Genomic DNA, 16,795 nt, shown 5'->3' with positions numbered 1-16,795 from the left:
AGACTATCGAAATACGATCACAGCGACCTGACCGATCTTGCTCAATGCATTGAGTCATTGAATTCGCATCGTCGACCGATCAGAACAATTCCTTTTGCCCGGTAATCAGTGCCGCAAAGTCATCTTGCAAAAAAGGCAGGATGGCGTCCGCCACCGGCTGCAACTGGCGCGTGACGTAGTGGTCGTAGTCGATCGCCGAACGCCGCGTCTCAGGCATCTCCAATGGTTCCGGGCCTGTTGTGGTCATGAGATAGCTGATCCAGCCACGGTTCTGATATTGCAGCGGACGTCCCTGCTCACGGTTCAATTCGTCCGCCATACGCGCCGCGCGCACGTGTGGCGGCACATTGCGCTCGTAGGCATCCAACGGACGGCGCAGACGCTTGCGGTAGACCAGCGCATCGTCGCGTTCACCGCGCAGCGTGCTTGCCACGTAGTCGCGCACGTAGGCCTGGTAAGGCTCACGCCGGAAGATGCGCCGATACAGTTCTTGCTGGAACTGCTGCGCCAACGGCGTCCAGTCGGTGCGTACGGTTTCCAGCCCTTTATAGACCATTTCCTCGCTGCCGTCGGGCTTGACGATCATGCCTGCGTAACGTTTCTTGCTGCCGAAGTCGGTACCGCGCACGTTGGGCATGAGGAAGCGGCGGTAATGTGTTTCGTATTGCAGCTCCAGTGCACTATCCAGTCCGTATTGCTCCTCCAGATGGGCACGCCACCAGTTGTTGACGTGCTGAACCAGCGCATTACCGATGGCATCGGCTTCCTGCTCGTCATGCGCCGATTTCAGCCAGACAAAGGTAGAGTCGGTATCACCGTAAATCACCTGATACCCCTGCGCCTCGATCAGCTCACGGGTGCGATGCATGATCTCGTGGCCGCGCATGGTGATCGACGACGCCAGCCGCGCATCGAAGAAGCGGCAGATGGTCGCGCCGAGCACGCCATACAGGGAGTTCATGATGATTTTCAAAGCCTGCGACAGGGGCTTGTTTTGCTGACGTTTGGCGGCTTCACGCCCCTGCCAGATCTTTGCGATGATGGCCGGCAAGCTGTGCTTGGTGCGCGAGAAGCGCGCCCCGCGAAATCCCGGTATCGAATCGGCGTCATCCGGATGCGCCAGCCCCTCGATCAGACCCACCGGATCGATCAGAAAGGTACGAATGATGGACGGATACAGGCTCTTGTAATCCAGCACCAGCACCGAATCGTAGAGACCCGCCTGCGAATCCATGACGAAGCCACCCGGACTTGACTCCGGCGGCGTATCGCCGAGATTGGGCGCGACAAAGCCCTGGCGATGCATGTGCGGCATGTACAGATGGCTGAAGGCCGCCACCGATCCACCGGTGCGATCCGCGGGCAAGCCGGTTACCGAAGCGCGTTCCAGCATGAAATCCAGCAATTGCGTCTTGGCGAAAATCCGCGTCACCAGCTCACAATCCTTGAGGTTGTAGATGGCCAGTGCCGGCTTGTCTTCGGCAAAACGCCGGTCGATTTCGTCCATGCGCTGATAGGCGTTATCGATCGCTTTACCCTCGCCCAGCAACGTCTGCGCAACCGATTCCAGACTGAAGGAGGGAAAATTCCAGGTCGCTGCGCGCAATGATTCGATGCCGTCGATGATCAGGCGGCCTGCCGCTGACGCAAAATAGTGATTCTCGTTGTAACCGTGTTCACGCCATTCCAGCTCGCTGCCGTCGCGACCGAAGCGCAACGGTGTCTTGAAGCGCTCAGCATGTTCCTGCAATACGCGCAGATCAAACTGCACCACATTCCAACCGATGATGACGTCAGGATCGTGCCGCGCCATCCATTGATTGAGCTTTGCCAGCATCAGTTGGCGGCTGTCGCAATACTCCATGTCGAAGTCGATGCCGGACGCGTCGCCGTTCGGCGGGCCGAGCATGTAGACCTGCCGTTGCCCGCAGCCTTCCAGCGCGATCGAATAGAGATCGCCGTGCATGGTTGTCTCGATATCCAGCGATACCAGTTTCAGTTGCGGACGGTAATCCGGTGCTGGTTTAAGCTGGACATTCAACAAGGGCATTTTGGCGCTGCCCGCTTTTTCGCTCTGCTCCCCGCTGAACTGCACCGGCGCCGTGATGAAGCGTTCCATCAGATAGCGTTCCGGCGGCCGGATGTTAGCTTCATAGACGCTGATGCCGTATTCCTTGAGCAGCTTGTCGATTTTCATCAGTTGCCGGTGTTGCTGGCAATACAACCCCAGTACCGGACGGCGCTGGAAGTCGGTCAGTTCCAGTGGGCGCAATTCGTAATTGCGCTCGTTGCGCAATACCTTCTCGGCCTGCTCGCGTTGCTCCGCCGGGATAAACGCCACCGACTTTTGCATCGGCAATCGCACCAACCGCGGCCCCTCGTCCGTCGCCAGCCAGAACTCGACCTCAGTCCCGGCAGGCGTGTCACGCCAATGCCGGGTCAGGACAAAGCCCTGCTGCTGACTGGATAGGCTGGATTGATCAGGTGACGGTTGCTGCATTGCTTGACGGCTTTCTTTGCGCCCTATCCCGAGATGGGACTGTGAACGCGGAGGTTCTTTGCATTATTTTACGAAGTCGCAAAGTATAGGGGATTCGCGGCGGATTCACCTGAGGCGGCGCACTCCTGCGGCGTTGAAAGACGTGCGCACGTTGTTGCGCGCAGGATAAAACGATATTGCATCCTGCAAACCAGCGACTTATATTGTTCGCCTCTACTCCCTGTTGCGGCCTCCTTTGTCGCCATGATGAAAACGCTGATTCTCCGCTTCTCACTGAGCTTGTCACTGAGCTTATTATTCGCACTGTCACTGCTGGCCTCCTGCGCCTATGCGCAAGAAGCCTGCGTCAGCGCCAATCCGGTCATCGGCGCCATGCAGGCGCAGTGGAACAATGCACGCACCGAAACCACCGCGGCTTTCATTGATGGCTTCGTGCCCGTGACGCTGATGCTGCTGCCATTGGATGAAGCCGAGACCAAATACGGCAAGCTGGCGATCAAGTCGAAGAAGGCGATGCGCTTTACCAACCGCTACAGCTGGCGTATCGAGACCGAAGGCGATTACTGGGTCGCCGCCGACGCACCGGCATGGATGGATGTCATCGACGACACGAATGGCAAGCAAGCGATGGAACCGGCCACCTTCAATCACGGCCTGCGCTGCGCCGGGATTCACAAGGCCTTGAAATTCCATCTCCCCGTCGGGACCTACACCTTGCTGATCGCATCAGAAGACGTGAACAAGGTCAAAGTATCCGCCGGACGTGAAACACCACCCGAGTGATCAATCACGCCTGACGCGGTGAGCCGTCAATGATTTCATCGGGACGATCGGCAAGATTTCGGCCTTGATCAGACGATGCGCCGATCTCCACCGGATCGATGGCAGAACGCAATCGCGGCAAAGCTTCCGGATAATCCCTGGCGATGAAGGCAATCATCGATTCGCGAATGGCGCAGCGCAAATCGAAAGCATTGCCCGAGTTTTGCGCGCTGACCAGCATGCGGATCTGCATCGCGCGATCGCTGACATCGGTGACCTGCAAAACACAGACGCGGCCATCCCATTGCGGCGCCTGCTTGCAGACACGTTCAAATTCGGCGCGCAGCTTTTCCACCGGCAGGCAAAAATCCAGCCACAGAAAAACCGTGCCGAGGATGGTCGACGAAGTATGCGTCCAGTTTTCAAACGGGTTTTCAATGAACCACTGTAGCGGCACGATCATGCGCCGCTCATCCCAGATGCGCACGACGACAAAGGTGCCGGTGATTTCTTCCACCCGGCCCCATTCACCATTGACGATCAGTACATCGTCGAGGCGTATCGGCTGCGAGAAAGCGATCTGCAGACCGGCAATGAAATTTCCGAGTACCGGCCGCGCCGCAATACCGGCGACCAAACCGGCCACACCTGCCGATGCCAGCAAACTCGCGCCAAACTGGCGTGCGCCCGGCAAGGTCAGCAGCACAAACGAGAACCCCAGCAAACCGACGATGAAATACGCGCTGCGCGTCAACACCCGTGTCTGCGTCAGAATGCGACGCGCCTTGAGGTTGTCGGCGACATCGTAGGGATTGAGCTGGATCACCGTGGCGCTGACCGACACGATGCATCTCATCACGAACCAGGTCAGCGCGAGTATCAGGGCCACCGTGCACAGATAGGACAAAGATCGCAATCCCGGCATGTCGTCCGGCGCAGCCGTCAGCACGATACGGATGGCGAACAAGGCGACGCAAACCTGGCTGGCGCGAAACGCTATGCGCGTGACATTGGTCGTGTATGGACGATTGCGCACCAGTTTGCGCACCAGCACAATGCCGATGCGATGCAGGATGACGGCGATCACCACCGCCGCCACGGCTGCAGCAGCAACGATCAGTCCTGACTGCAAAGGCCCCGGCTCCACGCCGTTAAGAAATGGCAACTCCATTGGCAACTCCTGTTTGTGCATATGCGTAACAAACAAGATGATCGCCATTGAGGGACGACAGTTCCCCGGCTTGGTTTTTTGACAACCAATGAAACGTGCCAGATAAACTGCGACGGCAAGAAAAAAGCCGGAAGTTTTTGCTTCCGGCTTTGTTTCTTGCTTGCCCCTTGATCTGAGGGCGTGCTATCAGTACTCAGGCATTTTTCCATTCCGCTGTACGTTTCTGCAGGAAGGCATTGACGCCCTCTTTCTGATCCTGCGTATCGAACAGATCGATGAACAGTTCGCGCTCGACCGGCAAGGTCGTTGCCAAAGGATTCTGGCGCGCGCCCTGGATCAGCTTCTTGCTGGCCGTGACGCTGGATGGGCTTTGCTTGTCCACTTGCTTTGCCAGCTCCAGCGCGCGTTGTTTCGCCTGGCCTTGTGGCACGACTTCTTCCACCAGGCCGATACGCAATGCCGTCTCGGCGTTGACGCGCTCGCCGCACAGGATCATGCGCTTGGCCCAGCCTTCACCGACCAGCCACGGCAGCAACTGCGTGCCTCCCGCACAAGGCAGCAAACCGACTGAGGCCTCCGGCAACGCCATCTGCGCTTGCGCCTCGGCGATACGAATATCGCAAGCCAGTGCGCACTCCAGACCGCCGCCCATGGCATAGCCGTTGATGGCGGCAATCGATACGCCGCGGAACTGGCTCAACGTCTCGAATGCTTCGCCGAAACGGCGCGCCATCTCACGCGCGAGCGCCTTGTCGCCATCGGCGAACAGTTTCAGGTCGGCGCCGGCGGAAAAGAACTTCTCGCCTTCGCCGGTCACCACCATGCTGTAGATATTGCGATCGTTGTTGAGATCGGTGACAAGGCGCTTGATATCGATCAGGCCTTCGCGCGTCCAGGTATTGGCAGGCGGATTGGCGAGCGTGACGACGGCAGTATGGCCGACAACGTCAAGACGCAAATTGGTATAACTGGTCATCGAATATCCTCGTTGGATTCGTTGTTGAGCAGATGGCGCGCGATGATCACGCGCATGATTTCATTGGTGCCTTCCAGAATCTGATGCACGCGCACGTCGCGGAAATAGCGCTCCAACGGATATTCACGGATGTAGCCATAGCCGCCGTGGATTTGCAGCGCTTCATTACAGATCTTGAAGCCGAGATCGGTGGCGAAACGTTTTGCCATCGCGCAGTAGGTGGTGGCGTTGGGTGACTTGGAGTCGAGCTTGACCGCCGCCAGACGCACCATCTGGCGCGCTGCGACCAGTTCAGTCTGCATATCGGCCAGCTTGAATTGCAGCGCCTGGAAGTCGGCGATCGGACGGCCGAACTGCTTGCGCTCTTTCATGTAGGCATGTGCAGCATCCAGCGCTGCCTGCGCCGCACCGACGGAACAGGTGGCGATGTTGATACGACCGCCGTCGAGCCCCTTCATGGCGAACTTGAAGCCTTCGCCTTCCTGCCCCAGCAAGTGATTGGCCGGCACCTTGACATTGTCAAAACTGATGGTGCGCGTGGGCTGGCTGTTCCAGCCCATCTTGACTTCCTTCTTGCCATAGCTGATGCCAGGCGTGTTGGCGGGCAAGACAAGCGCCGAAATACCCTTGGCGCCCTCGCCACCGGTGCGCGCCATCACGACCAGCACGTCAGTCGCGCCCGCGCCCGAGATAAAGGCCTTGGAACCATTCACGATGTAATGACCATCCACCAGCTTGGCGGTGGTCTTGAGCGATGCGGCGTCGGAACCGGAACCAGGTTCGGTCAGGCAGTAGGAACCGATCTTCTTGCCCACGGCCAGGTCGCCGCACCAGGTCGCCTTGACCTCCGGCGTGGCCCAGGAGGCAATCATCCAGCTCACCATATTGTGAATCGTCAGGAAAGCCGCCGTCGAGGGGCAGGCGTGCGCCAGTTCTTCAAACACGACGGTCGCATCAAGGCGCGTCAGACCGAGGCCGCCAACCTCTTCCGGCGTGTACAAGCCGCAGAAACCGAGTTCGCCTGCCTTGGCGATGACGTCAACCGGGAAATGCGATTCTTCGTCCCATTTTGCCGCGTGGGGAGCCATCTCGCCGGCGGCGAAATCGCGTGCGCTGCTCTGGAAGGCCAGTTGGTCTTCGTTCAGTTCAAAATCCATGTTGTCTCCTGAGGTCTATTTTGTGTTTGGCAAAAGACTAACGTAAAAGCGTGCGTGAAGGTGTCGCCGGGATGACATTGCTTGCCCTCAACAATTGCGGTCTATCTTGCCACGTTAGGAATAATAGCGTCGTCCTGACGGAAGTCAGGACCCAGTGGCGTCATAGATACCGCAAACTTGGCGATATCTGTAACCGCGTTAACGCCACTAGGTCCCAGCGTTCGCTGGGACGACGGCGCTTATTGGATGAAGTTGAATGTCATGCCACAGCTACTTGCGCGACATTGACTTTTTGCATCAAATTGCCCGGTGCACGATAGCGTCCAAGCAATTCTTCCTGCTTGCCACGCGCCTGTGTGAGCGCCTTGTCTTTGACATGGCCATAACCGCGGATCTGCTCGGGCAATTGGGCAATTTCGACGGCCAGCACCAGCTTGTCGGCGGTGAGTCCATCCAGCAACGACGTCACTGTTTCGCGATACTCGGCAATCAGGCGACGCTCGGTTTTACGCTCTTCGGTATAACCGAAGACGTCGAATGCGCCACCACGCAGGCCCTTGAATTTCGCCAGCAGCTTGAACCCCGACATCATCCACGAACCGTATTTGGCCTTGACCAGGCGGCCTTGCGCATCCTTCTTGGAAAACATCGGTGGCGCCAGGTTGAAGCTCAGCGAGAAGTCGCCTTCAAACTGCTGCTTCAGTTGTTCCATGAAGCGGCCGTCGGTGTAGAGGCGCGCGACTTCGTACTCATCCTTATAGGCCATCAGCTTGGACAAGTTGCGTGCGACCGCCATGCTGAGTTTGTCGCCAAGGTTCAGGGCGGCTTCTTTTTCACGCACCTGCTCAACGAAGCGTGCGAACGATTCTGCGTACGCCGCATCCTGATAGTCGGCCAGGAAAGCCACGCGGCGCTTGATCAGCTTGTCCAGTGTTTCCGGCATGCGGATCACCACCGGTTGCGCCGGTACGGCAATACGCTCAACACGGGTCAGATCGACGGCGGCGCGGCGGCCCCACAGGAAACTGGTCTTGTTGGATTCGATGGCGACGCCGTTCATTTCGATAGCGCGCAGCAAGGCGGCTTCGCTTAACGGCAACTCGCCGCGTTGATACGCATAGCCGAGCATGAACAGGTTGGTTGCAATCGAATCGCCCATCAATGCCGTTGCCAGACGTGTTGCATCGATGAAATCAGCCTGTTGATCAACCGATTCCTGAATCAGCGCCTTGACGTCTTCAAATGGAAATTGCCAGTCGGGATTCTTGGCGAACTGTCCCGGTGGCTGCTGATGCACGTTGACGACGGCGCGGGTACGGCCCGGACGCATCTTGGAAATCGCATCGTGCGAGCCTGCAGTCAGCATGTCGCAACCGAGGATCAGATCGGCTTCACCGGTGGCGATGCGCTGGGCGCGGATGGCTTGCGGTGTGCGCGCGATACGCACGTGTGAAGTCACCGAACCGTTCTTTTGCGACATGCCGGTCATGTCCAGCACCGATGCGCCCTTGCCTTCCAGATGCGCAGCCATGCCCATCAGTGCACCGATGGTGATGACGCCGGTGCCGCCGATGCCGTTGATGAGAATGTTGAACGGCGTGTCGCAGGACGGGATCGCCGGTTCTGGAAGCACGCCGAAGTCATCGGCAGAATCTTTCTTGATGACGCCGGTTTTAGATTTCTTGAGCTTGCCGCCATTGACGGTGACGAAGCTCGGGCAGAAGCCTTTGACGCAGGAATAATCCTTGTTGCACGAAGATTGATCGATGGCGCGCTTACGGCCGAACTCGGTCTCCAACGGCAAAATCGACGTGCAGTTCGATTGCACGCCGCAGTCGCCACAGCCTTCGCAGACGGCTTCGTTGATGAACAGGCGCTGATCCGGGTCGGGGTATTCGCCTTTTTTGCGGCGACGACGTTTCTCGGCGGCGCAGGTCTGGTCATAGATGATCACGGTCACGCCCGGCAGCTCGCGCATGTCTCGCTGCACCGCGTCCATGTCCTTGCGGTCGTGGATGGTGACGAGGGCCGGCAGATTGGAGCGATCACTGTAGCGGCTGATATCTTCGCTCACCAGCGCGATGCGCTTGATGCCTTCAGCCGCCATCTGCTGCGCGATCATCGGCACCGAGGTGGTGCCGTCAACCGGCTGGCCGCCGGTCATCGCCACTGCATCGTTGTAGAGAATCTTGTAGGTCATGTTGACGTTGGCTGCCACCGCAGCGCGAATCGCCAGATAACCCGAGTGGAAATAAGTACCGTCGCCAAGGTTGGCGAACACGTGCGGCACCTTAGAGAACGGTGCCTGTCCGATCCAAGGGCCACCCTCGCCGCCCATGTGCGTGGTGAGCTTATTGAATTCCGGATAGATTGCCGTCGCCATCACGTGACAGCCGATGCCTGCCAGCGCGAAGCTGCCATCCGGCACCTTGGTCGAGGTGTTGTGCGGGCAACCCGAGCAGTAATACGCAGGACGCGGCGGTGTGCTGACCGCCTTGTTCAGAACGGCATCCTTGGCGTCGAGGAAGGCCAGACGCGCCTTGATCAGGTCGCTGGTATGAAAACGCGCAATGCGTGCCGCAATCACGCGTGCAATCTGCGCTACCGAAAAGTCGGCCTTGGAGGTCAGCAGCCATTCGCCGCGCGGCGCCACCCATTCGCCTTTTTCATCGAACTTGCCGATCACGCGCGGACGCACGTCGTCGCGCCAGTTGTAGAGTTGTTCCTTGAGCTGGTACTCGACCATCTGACGTTTTTCTTCGACCACCAGAATCTCGTCCAGACCTTGCGCGAATTCGCGCACGCCTTCCGGCTCCAGCGGCCACGGCATCGACACCTTGAACAGGCGCAGGCCGATCTCGGCAGCGAAGTCTTCGTCAATACCGAGTTCGCTCAGCGCTTCCAGCACGTCGAGATAGGACTTGCCTGACGCGATGATGCCCAGCCGCGCCTTGGGGCTATCGATCATCACGCGGTTGAGCTTGTTCGCGCGCGCGTAAGCGAGCGCAGCGTAGATCTTGTAATCCTGCATCAGCGCTTCTTGCTTGCGCGCCTGCACGCCCAGCGTGTCGGTCGACAAACGGGCGTTGAGACCGCCTTCGGGCATGACGAAGTCGGCCGGATAGTTGATCTCGACGCGGAAAGGATTGGCATCCACCGAGGCACTCGACTCCACCGTATCGGCCAGCGCCTTGAAGCCCACCGTACAGCCGGAAAAACGCGACATCGCCCAGCCGTGCAGGCCGAGGTCAAGGTATTCCTGCACGTTGCAGGGATACAGCATCGGAATCATTGATGCCGAGAATATGTGATCGGATTGATGCGGCAACGTCGATGAATACGCGCCATGATCGTCACCGGCCACCAGCAGCACGCCGCCTTTGGCGGACGTGCCGGCATGGTTCATGTGCTTGAGCACATCGCCGCAACGATCCACACCCGGGCCTTTGCCGTACCACATGGCGAATACGCCATCGACCTTGGCCGGGCCGATCAGATCGACCTGCTGGGTACCCCAGACGGCGGTCGCCGCCATGTCCTCATTGGTGCCGGGCTGAAATCTGACCTTGTGCGCATCAAGATGCGGCTTGGCCTTCCACAAGGCTTCGTCGAGGCCGCCCAATGGCGAGCCGCGATAACCGGAAATGAAACCCGCCGTATTGAGCCCGGCTTTCTGATCCCGTAGATATTGCAATAAAGGCAAGCGCACCAGCGCCTGGATGCCCGAGAGGAAGATGGAACCGAAGGTCGCCGTATATTTGTCGTCCAGGCTGACCGAAGCCAATGCAGTGCCGGAAGATGCGGAAGAGGATGCTGCTGAAGTATGAGTTGCCAGCTCCTGGACTGTCTGTCCTGCCACGTCTGGCAAGATCGACAATCCAGCAAGCTCGGCTGCCGAACGGGATTCCATGTCTGTCTCCAAAATGTTTATTCAGATATCGCCTGCCATTACTGCACCGGGTACGATGCGTTACTGCCAGACAAAATGACCGTGGTAGCGGTCTTCACAACAATCCGTTCACCGAAACTGCTGTGACTGAAGTCTATGCTTTTGGGAGAAGATGAAGGAAATACCGTTTTTCGATGATGGTATAAGTTTTAAATATACCCCCTGTACCTTCCAGCCATGAACCGCGCTCTGCCGGTGGCAGCTTGCCCTCAATCAATGGTAGGATCGCTGCGTTCGCCCGGCGTGGTTCAGCATGGCTGAAATGGCTGAATCGGCCGGCGTTTTCACCCAACTCCAACAATATCAAGTCATGAAACGAGTCATTACCAGCATCCTCATCGGCGTCGTGCTCTACTTCCTGCTGCCGTTCATCACCAAATTCATCCCGCAATACCGCTTGGCCGTCTGGTCGATCACTTCCGCCATCGTGGCGTTTGTGGTGTCGGCTGGCATGGACCGGGTATAGCCGACTATAAGTATTTTCCCCGAGGCAGACCTTCTTTCAGTACCCGTCGGAACAATCATGACCAGCTCGCCATTTGCCAAGCTTCCGGAGCCGCCCTATTACTCCGTCATTTTTTCTTCGCAACGCACTGAGGGTGACAACGGCTATGGCCAGATGGCTGATCGCATGGTGGAGCTGGCCGCTGAGCAGCCCGGCTATCTCGGCGTAGAAAGCGTGCGAGGCGCGGACGGCTTCGGCATTACGGTCTCCTATTGGAGCAGTCTCGAAGCCATCTCAGCGTGGAAGGCTGTGGCGGAACACAGGATCGCGCAGGAGACGGGTAAAGCGCGCTGGTATGAGCATTACGAAGTACGCATTGCGCGGGTGGAACGAGCCTATGCAACACGGCCTTGATGACAGGCATTGGGCCTCGATTGCCTCGCTCACCTCGTCTGCCTGCTACCTGACTCTTTTACCCAATCATCAATAAAGACGGCGCGGTTGAACCGTCACTCTCGATATCTGCATGCCTGAGGCAACCTACCAGACCGCCACCTACTGGCAGCAGTACCAGCCTTTCTTCCCGGAAGATGCACGCATCTCTGCGGACAATGCTCCCGCAGAAGAATGGTTTTCCTGGCGTGGTGCATCTATCCATCTTGATCGGTTTTCATCGCCTTCATCGCCGCTGACGATCATCGTCGTCCATGGCGGTGGCGGTTATGGGCGCATGTTTGCGCCGCTGGGCCGGTTGTTGCACGAAGCCGGTTATGACGTCCTTGCTCCTGACTTGCCCGGATATGGATTGACGCAGGCAGATGCGTCCATGATCGACTATGCGACGTGGGTCGATATCCTGTGCGATCTTGCCGCCGACGAATATCGCCGCCGCGGACGCCGCGTCGTGTTTTTCGGAGGAAGCCTTGGTGGCTATCTGGCCTATCTGTGCGCGGCGCGCATGGGCAAGGAGATGGTCGCCGGCATCATGGCGACGACGTTGGCAGATCCGCGATCGCCGCTGGTGCGGCGTCAGTTTGCGCGCAACGCGCTGGTGCTGCACGGGATGATGCCGCTGATGCCATTGTGTGCCGCTCTGTTCGGCAAGCTCAGATTACCGGTGAAGTGGTTTACCAAAATGCACGCCATGTCGAACGATCCGGGGTTGAACCGGCTGGTAGCCAATGATCCGTTCGGCGGCGGCGCGCGCGTTCCTGTCCGCTTCATGCAGTCGATCTTTACAGTGCGCCCGCTTGTCGAGCCTGAGGATTTCGACATCTGTCCGCTGCTGCTGGTGCATCCGGCGAATGATCGCTGGACCGGCGTCGCTTCGAGCCGTCCGTTCTTTGATCGGATCAAGGGCGAGAAGACCTTGGTCATGTTGGAAAATTGCGGACACTTTCCCGTCGAAGAACCTGGCATCACACAACTTCTCCTGGCCGCGCTTGCGTTTCTGTCCAACGTCGCAGGCTGACTCACGCAGACAATCCTTCGAAAGCTCATATTGCAGCAGCCAAGCGCAACTCCTTACGCACGGGATGATGCGACCATTTCCGCGACATGAGCCTCATCAAAGCCTCGCATTTCACGCCTCAAGACGGGATGTCGCTTCTCGCAAAACGCATGCGTGTTAGCGCTAACATTGCTATCATTGAGGCTCGTTGTTCCCAGATTTTTGTTCTTTCTGCTACCTGACTTTTATCTGTCTCAGCAGGATGACACTGCAAATAATCACGTTTTTTGCATGATCAGGACTGTTTTTCAGCGCGGGCGGATCAGGCTCGTGTCATCATGCATTTGTATTGATCTGCATGAACTACTGATCCGCCAGACGCTCTCACGCTTTCAACAAGCAACCGCAGGAGTTTGCACAATGCGCCAGGTCACCAACCCCAGCATCAAGGTCGCTTCATGAAGCCGCCCGTTTCCACTCCCAAGACTGTCCCGGGATTCAAACTAACAGGCGGTATCAGCCGGCGTCACATGCTCATCGGGCTGGCCGCACTGGTCGCCGAAGCCGGCTTCTGGAGCAACCCGCTGTTCAGCAATGCCCAGACTGCCCCGGCCCCCATTGCACCACCACCACCCAGTCCCGAAGCCGTCGCCTTCCTGACCTTTTCCAAACGCATCACCGGCCATACCGATCTCAAGCTCGATACCGCCAGCCGGATGGAAGCTGCGATGCGCAAGACCTATCCCGATTTTGCTGCGCAGTCGCCGAAGCTGGCCGCGTTGCTGCAGAACGAGCAGGATCCGAAGGCTTTGCTGGCAGCCGCCACCGATGCTGGTCTGCGCGACCTGACGCTGGCGATTGTCGCCGCCTGGTACACGGGCACCATCGGCAAAGGCCAACAAGCGGTTGTCGTCTCGTATGCCGAGGCCTTGATGTATCAGCCTGTCGCCGACGGCCAGACCGTACCGACGTATTGCAATTACGGTCCGCTCTGGTGGACCAAGGCCCCGCCGGAGATCCGTGTCTCCGCCCCTGTCGAGCCTGCGCCTGCTCCCGCTGCCGTGCCTGCTCCTGCCACCACCGGCACTCCCGAACCTAAAGCAAAGACACTATGAAACTCCCTATCTTTTCCTCCGAGGGCGATGCAACGGCCGATGTAGTGATCGTCGGTTCCGGCGTGGTCGGCGCCATGATCGCGGATCAACTCGTGAGCCAAGGCTATTCCGTCCTGATGCTGGAAGCCGGCTTGCGCATCGAGCGCGCACAAGCAGTTGAAAATTGGCGCAACATGCCTTTTGAAAGTCGTGTCGGTTCCGACTTCCAGGGCTTGTATCCGCAGGCGCCCAATGCGCCGGCGCCGCTGTACTTTCCGAAGAACAATTACATCGCGCTGTCCGGCCCCGACGGCAACGGCTTCCAGCAAGGTTATCTGCGCACGGTCGGCGGCACCACCTGGCACTGGGCGGCGTCATGCTGGCGCCATCTGCCGGTCGACCTGAAGATGAAGTCGACCTATGGCGTCGGCCGCGACTGGCCGATTTCGTATGAAGAGCTGGAGCCATACTATTGCCGCGCCGAAGAGGAAATGGGCGTGGCCGGACCAAATGATGCGAGCATGCAATCGCCGAGCGAGCGCAGTAAACCGTATCCGATGGACATGGTGCCGTGGGGCTATGGCGACAAGCGTTTTGCCGAAGTGGTCAATGCCCACGGCTACAACTCAGTACCGATTCCGCAGGGACGCAGCACACGTCCGTGGCAAGGCCGTCCAACCTGCTGCGGCAATAACAATTGCCAGCCGATCTGCCCGATCGGGGCGATGTACAACGGCATCCATCACGTCCAGCGGGCCGAGATGAAAGGCGCCAAGGTCTTGCCGGAGGCCGTGGTCTACAAAGTCGACACCGATCAAAACAACCGCATCACTGCCGCCTACTGGTACGACGCCGGCAAGCAATCGCACAAGGCGACCGCGCGCGCTTTCGTGTTCGCCTGCAACGGTATCGAAACACCGCGCCTGCTGTTGCTGGCCGCAAATGCCGCCAACCCGAACGGCCTCGCCAATTCGTCGGATCAGGTCGGCCGCAACATGATGGATCACTCCGGTTTCCACTGCACCTTCCTCGCGAACGAGCCGATCTGGACCGGTCGCGGCCCGGCGCAAAGCAGCTGCCTGGTCGGCCCGCGCGATGGCGCGTTCCGCTCCGAGTATTCCTCCAACAAGATGATCCTCAACAACATCACACGCGTCGGCCCCGCCACGCAGCAGGCGTTGAAGCTGGGCCTTGTGGGCCAGGAACTCGACGATGAAATCCGTCGCCGCGCGGCCTTCGGCGTTGATCTGTCGATCAGCCTGGAACCGCTGCCGGAAGCCAACAACCGCCTGACCCTGAGCAAGACCCGCAAGGATCCCCTCGGACTGGCCTGCCCCGACATTTACTATGACGTCGGCGAGTACGTGCGCAAAGGCGCGGAAGCAGCGCACAAGCAACTGGAGCATATCGGCCAGTTGTTCGGCGCGGTGGAATTCAACATCACCACCAGCCTCAACGCCAACAACCACGTGATGGGCGGCGTCATCATGGGTAGCAATCCCAAGGATTCCGTGGTCGACGGCAACTGCCGCGCCCACGATCACGCCAACCTGTGGCTGCCGGGCGGCGGTGCAATGCCTTCTGCCAGTGTCGTCAACAGCACGCTGAGCATGGCGGCACTCGGATTGCGCGCTGCCGACGACATCAGCAGAACACTGGCGAAGGGATGATCATGACTCGCGCATCCCTTCTTCCTTCGCGTCCTCTCTCCCAACGCGGTGCCGTGATTTTGCTGAGCGCATTGCTGTTCACCACAGGCATTGCCAGCGTCCACGCGCAGGAGCAATCACTGGATAAGCCGCCTGCGCCGCGGGCTGTGGTCACACCTGCCGCTGCTGCAACATCGGCAACTCCGGCCGATCCCGTCAAAGCAGACATCGAAAGCGGTCGCTACCTCGCCATCGCGGCGGATTGCATGGCCTGCCACACCGCGCCGGCCGGCAAGCCTTACGCCGGCGGCTACGCCATTGAGTCGCCACTAGGTATGATCTACGCGACCAACATCACGCCATCCAAAACAGCGGGCATCGGCAATTATAGCGAAGCGCAGTTCGCCCGCGCCTTGCGTGAAGGCGTCCGCGCCGACGGCAGCCATTTGTACCCGGCCATGCCGTACACCAGCTACGCCATGCTGACCGATAGCGACGTGCACAAGCTGTACAGCTATTTCATGAACGCGGTCACGCCGGTCAACGAACCCGCCAGCAGCCAGACCAAGCTGCCCTTCCCGTTCAACGTGCGCATGTCGATGACGGCGTGGAATGCGATCTTCCTCGACACCAAGCGCTTCGTCCCGGATGCGTCGAAGTCGCAGCAGATCAATCGCGGTAAATACCTCGCCGATGGCCTCGCACATTGCAGCACTTGCCACACGCCGCGTAATTTCCTGATGGGTGAAAAAGGCGGTTCGGCGCTCGCCGGTGCGCCGCTAGGCCCATGGCATGCACCCAACATCACCTCGGACAAGGTCAGCGGCATTGGTGGCTGGAGTGATGCCGAGCTGGTGCAATATCTGAAGACCGGTCACGTTGAAGGCAAAGGCCAGGCCGGCGGCGCGATGGCGGAAGCGGTCACCAACAGCTTCCAGCATTTGCGCGACGACGACATTGCAGCCATCGTGGCGTACTTGCGCACGGTGCCGCCGGTACGCGACGCCACGCAGAGCAAGCCTGCCTACAGCTACGGTAAAGCCGTGAGCGACGAATCGGCGCTGCGCGGCACACGTGGGCCGAACGAGCACAACAGCCTCAATAGCGGCGCGGTGCTGTTCAGCGGCTACTGCGCCAGCTGCCACGCAGCATCGGGCGCCGGCAGCAATGGGCAGGATTATCCCTCGCTGTTCAACAACACCGCGACCGGTTCGCACAATCCCGCCAATCTGGTGTCGGCGATTCTGTACGGTGTAGAGCGCAAGGTCGGCGATAAGGAAATCATGATGCCGCGCTTTGATGCGCACTCCTACGTCAATCCGCTGACTGACCAACAAATTGCCATGATCGCCAACTACGTGTTGAAGCAATATGGCAATCCGGAAGTGCAAGTCAGCGAGGCCTATGTGGCGCAGGCGCGCAAAGGTGGTGAACAGCCGATACTCGCAAAACTGCAGCCATACATCGCACCGGCCATCGGAATTGCGGTTGTGCTGCTGTTGTTGATCATCGTTGCCGTCATCTCGGTGCGTCGACGTCGCCGCATCCCGTTCTGAGCGTCATCAATATGAAGCCCATCAAAGCCGGTAACCGCCATGGTTACCGGCTTTTTTGTTTATCGCTCATCTGTTGAACCGATGCA

The 16,795-nt window shown here is 58.8% G+C and carries 12 protein-coding genes; 7 read left to right on the top strand and 5 right to left on the bottom strand.

All coding sequences use genetic code 11. The features are described from left to right. Window positions 1–79: 79 nt before the first annotated feature. The gene (locus PQR63_RS15705; protein WP_408168936.1) at window positions 80–2,500 is read right to left on the bottom strand and encodes a DNA polymerase II; all 2,421 of its coding nucleotides are present in this window, start codon (window positions 2,498–2,500) and stop codon (window positions 80–82) included. Window positions 2,501–2,779: 279 nt separating this feature from the next. Here PQR63_RS15705 and PQR63_RS15700 point away from each other — a divergent pair, with 279 nt between their 5' ends. Continuing rightward, complete coding sequence (locus PQR63_RS15700; protein WP_408168935.1) at window positions 2,780–3,283, top strand: hypothetical protein; 504 nt, start codon at window positions 2,780–2,782, stop codon at window positions 3,281–3,283. A 4-nt stretch (window positions 3,284–3,287) separates the two neighbouring features. Here the strand turns inward: PQR63_RS15700 and PQR63_RS15695 are convergent, their stop codons facing one another. The 4 genes from PQR63_RS15695 to PQR63_RS15680 form a co-directional block, all read right to left on the bottom strand. Then, window positions 3,288–4,433 (bottom strand): mechanosensitive ion channel family protein, encoded by a 1,146-nt coding sequence (locus PQR63_RS15695; RefSeq protein ID WP_408168934.1) that lies wholly within the window; start codon window positions 4,431–4,433, stop codon window positions 3,288–3,290. Window positions 4,434–4,626: 193 nt separating this feature from the next. Next, complete coding sequence (locus PQR63_RS15690; protein ID WP_408168933.1) at window positions 4,627–5,409, bottom strand: enoyl-CoA hydratase; 783 nt, start codon at window positions 5,407–5,409, stop codon at window positions 4,627–4,629. Further along, window positions 5,406–6,566, bottom strand: coding sequence for an acyl-CoA dehydrogenase family protein (locus tag PQR63_RS15685; RefSeq protein WP_408168932.1), 1,161 nt, complete (start codon window positions 6,564–6,566; stop codon window positions 5,406–5,408). The genes PQR63_RS15690 and PQR63_RS15685 overlap by 4 nt, the downstream gene beginning before the upstream one ends. A 259-nt stretch (window positions 6,567–6,825) precedes the next feature. Next, window positions 6,826–10,476, bottom strand: coding sequence for an indolepyruvate ferredoxin oxidoreductase family protein (locus PQR63_RS15680; protein WP_408168931.1), 3,651 nt, complete (start codon window positions 10,474–10,476; stop codon window positions 6,826–6,828). Window positions 10,477–10,825: 349 nt separating this feature from the next. On the opposite strand from PQR63_RS15680, the gene PQR63_RS15675 reads away from it, so the two are divergent. The 6 genes from PQR63_RS15675 (at window position 10,826) to PQR63_RS15650 (ending at window position 16,709) form a co-directional block, all read left to right on the top strand. Further along, entirely contained in the window at window positions 10,826–10,981 is a 156-nt protein-coding gene (locus tag PQR63_RS15675) for a hypothetical protein (RefSeq protein WP_198361823.1), read from the top strand. A 57-nt stretch (window positions 10,982–11,038) separates the two neighbouring features. Beyond that, window positions 11,039–11,374: an antibiotic biosynthesis monooxygenase family protein gene (locus PQR63_RS15670; protein WP_408168930.1), complete on the top strand. Its 336-nt coding sequence runs from the start codon at window positions 11,039–11,041 to the stop codon at window positions 11,372–11,374. A gap of 112 nt (window positions 11,375–11,486) precedes the next feature. Continuing rightward, complete coding sequence (locus PQR63_RS15665) at window positions 11,487–12,431, top strand: alpha/beta hydrolase (RefSeq protein WP_408168929.1); 945 nt, start codon at window positions 11,487–11,489, stop codon at window positions 12,429–12,431. Between the two features lie 437 nt (window positions 12,432–12,868). Continuing rightward, a complete protein-coding gene (locus tag PQR63_RS15660) occupies window positions 12,869–13,525 on the top strand; it encodes a sugar dehydrogenase complex small subunit (RefSeq protein ID WP_408168928.1) in 657 nt (218 codons plus the stop codon). Continuing rightward, entirely contained in the window at window positions 13,522–15,174 is a 1,653-nt protein-coding gene (locus PQR63_RS15655; protein WP_408168927.1) for a GMC family oxidoreductase, read from the top strand. The genes PQR63_RS15660 and PQR63_RS15655 overlap by 4 nt, the downstream gene beginning before the upstream one ends. 2 nt (window positions 15,175–15,176) lie before the next feature. Next, window positions 15,177–16,709 (top strand): c-type cytochrome, encoded by a 1,533-nt coding sequence (locus PQR63_RS15650; protein ID WP_408168926.1) that lies wholly within the window; start codon window positions 15,177–15,179, stop codon window positions 16,707–16,709. Window positions 16,710–16,795: the final 86 nt, after the last annotated feature.

The organism is Herbaspirillum rhizosphaerae, from assembly GCF_046025915.1.
Lineage (GTDB): Bacteria > Pseudomonadota > Gammaproteobacteria > Burkholderiales > Burkholderiaceae_D > Herbaspirillum > Herbaspirillum rhizosphaerae_A.
The sequence above is the reverse complement of the archived record's forward strand: the minus strand, read 5'-3'. Positions and strand labels throughout refer to the sequence as shown.

What these genes read in the sequence shown, in the direction of transcription:
- PQR63_RS15665 (WP_408168929.1), top strand. Translation starts at nt 11,487, where the DNA reads ATGCCTGAGGCAACCTACCAGACCGCCACCTACTGGCAGCAGTACCAG.
- PQR63_RS15650 (WP_408168926.1), top strand. Translation starts at nt 15,177, where the DNA reads ATGACTCGCGCATCCCTTCTTCCTTCGCGTCCTCTCTCCCAACGCGGT.
- PQR63_RS15670 (WP_408168930.1), top strand. Translation starts at nt 11,039, where the DNA reads ATGACCAGCTCGCCATTTGCCAAGCTTCCGGAGCCGCCCTATTACTCC.
- PQR63_RS15695 (WP_408168934.1), bottom strand. Translation starts at nt 4,433, where the DNA reads ATGGAGTTGCCATTTCTTAACGGCGTGGAGCCGGGGCCTTTGCAGTCA.
- PQR63_RS15685 (WP_408168932.1), bottom strand. Translation starts at nt 6,566, where the DNA reads ATGGATTTTGAACTGAACGAAGACCAACTGGCCTTCCAGAGCAGCGCA.
- PQR63_RS15705 (WP_408168936.1), bottom strand. Translation starts at nt 2,500, where the DNA reads ATGCAGCAACCGTCACCTGATCAATCCAGCCTATCCAGTCAGCAGCAG.
- PQR63_RS15655 (WP_408168927.1), top strand. Translation starts at nt 13,522, where the DNA reads ATGAAACTCCCTATCTTTTCCTCCGAGGGCGATGCAACGGCCGATGTA.
- PQR63_RS15680 (WP_408168931.1), bottom strand. Translation starts at nt 10,476, where the DNA reads ATGGAATCCCGTTCGGCAGCCGAGCTTGCTGGATTGTCGATCTTGCCA.
- PQR63_RS15690 (WP_408168933.1), bottom strand. Translation starts at nt 5,409, where the DNA reads ATGACCAGTTATACCAATTTGCGTCTTGACGTTGTCGGCCATACTGCC.
- PQR63_RS15660 (WP_408168928.1), top strand. Translation starts at nt 12,869, where the DNA reads ATGAAGCCGCCCGTTTCCACTCCCAAGACTGTCCCGGGATTCAAACTA.
- PQR63_RS15675 (WP_198361823.1), top strand. Translation starts at nt 10,826, where the DNA reads ATGAAACGAGTCATTACCAGCATCCTCATCGGCGTCGTGCTCTACTTC.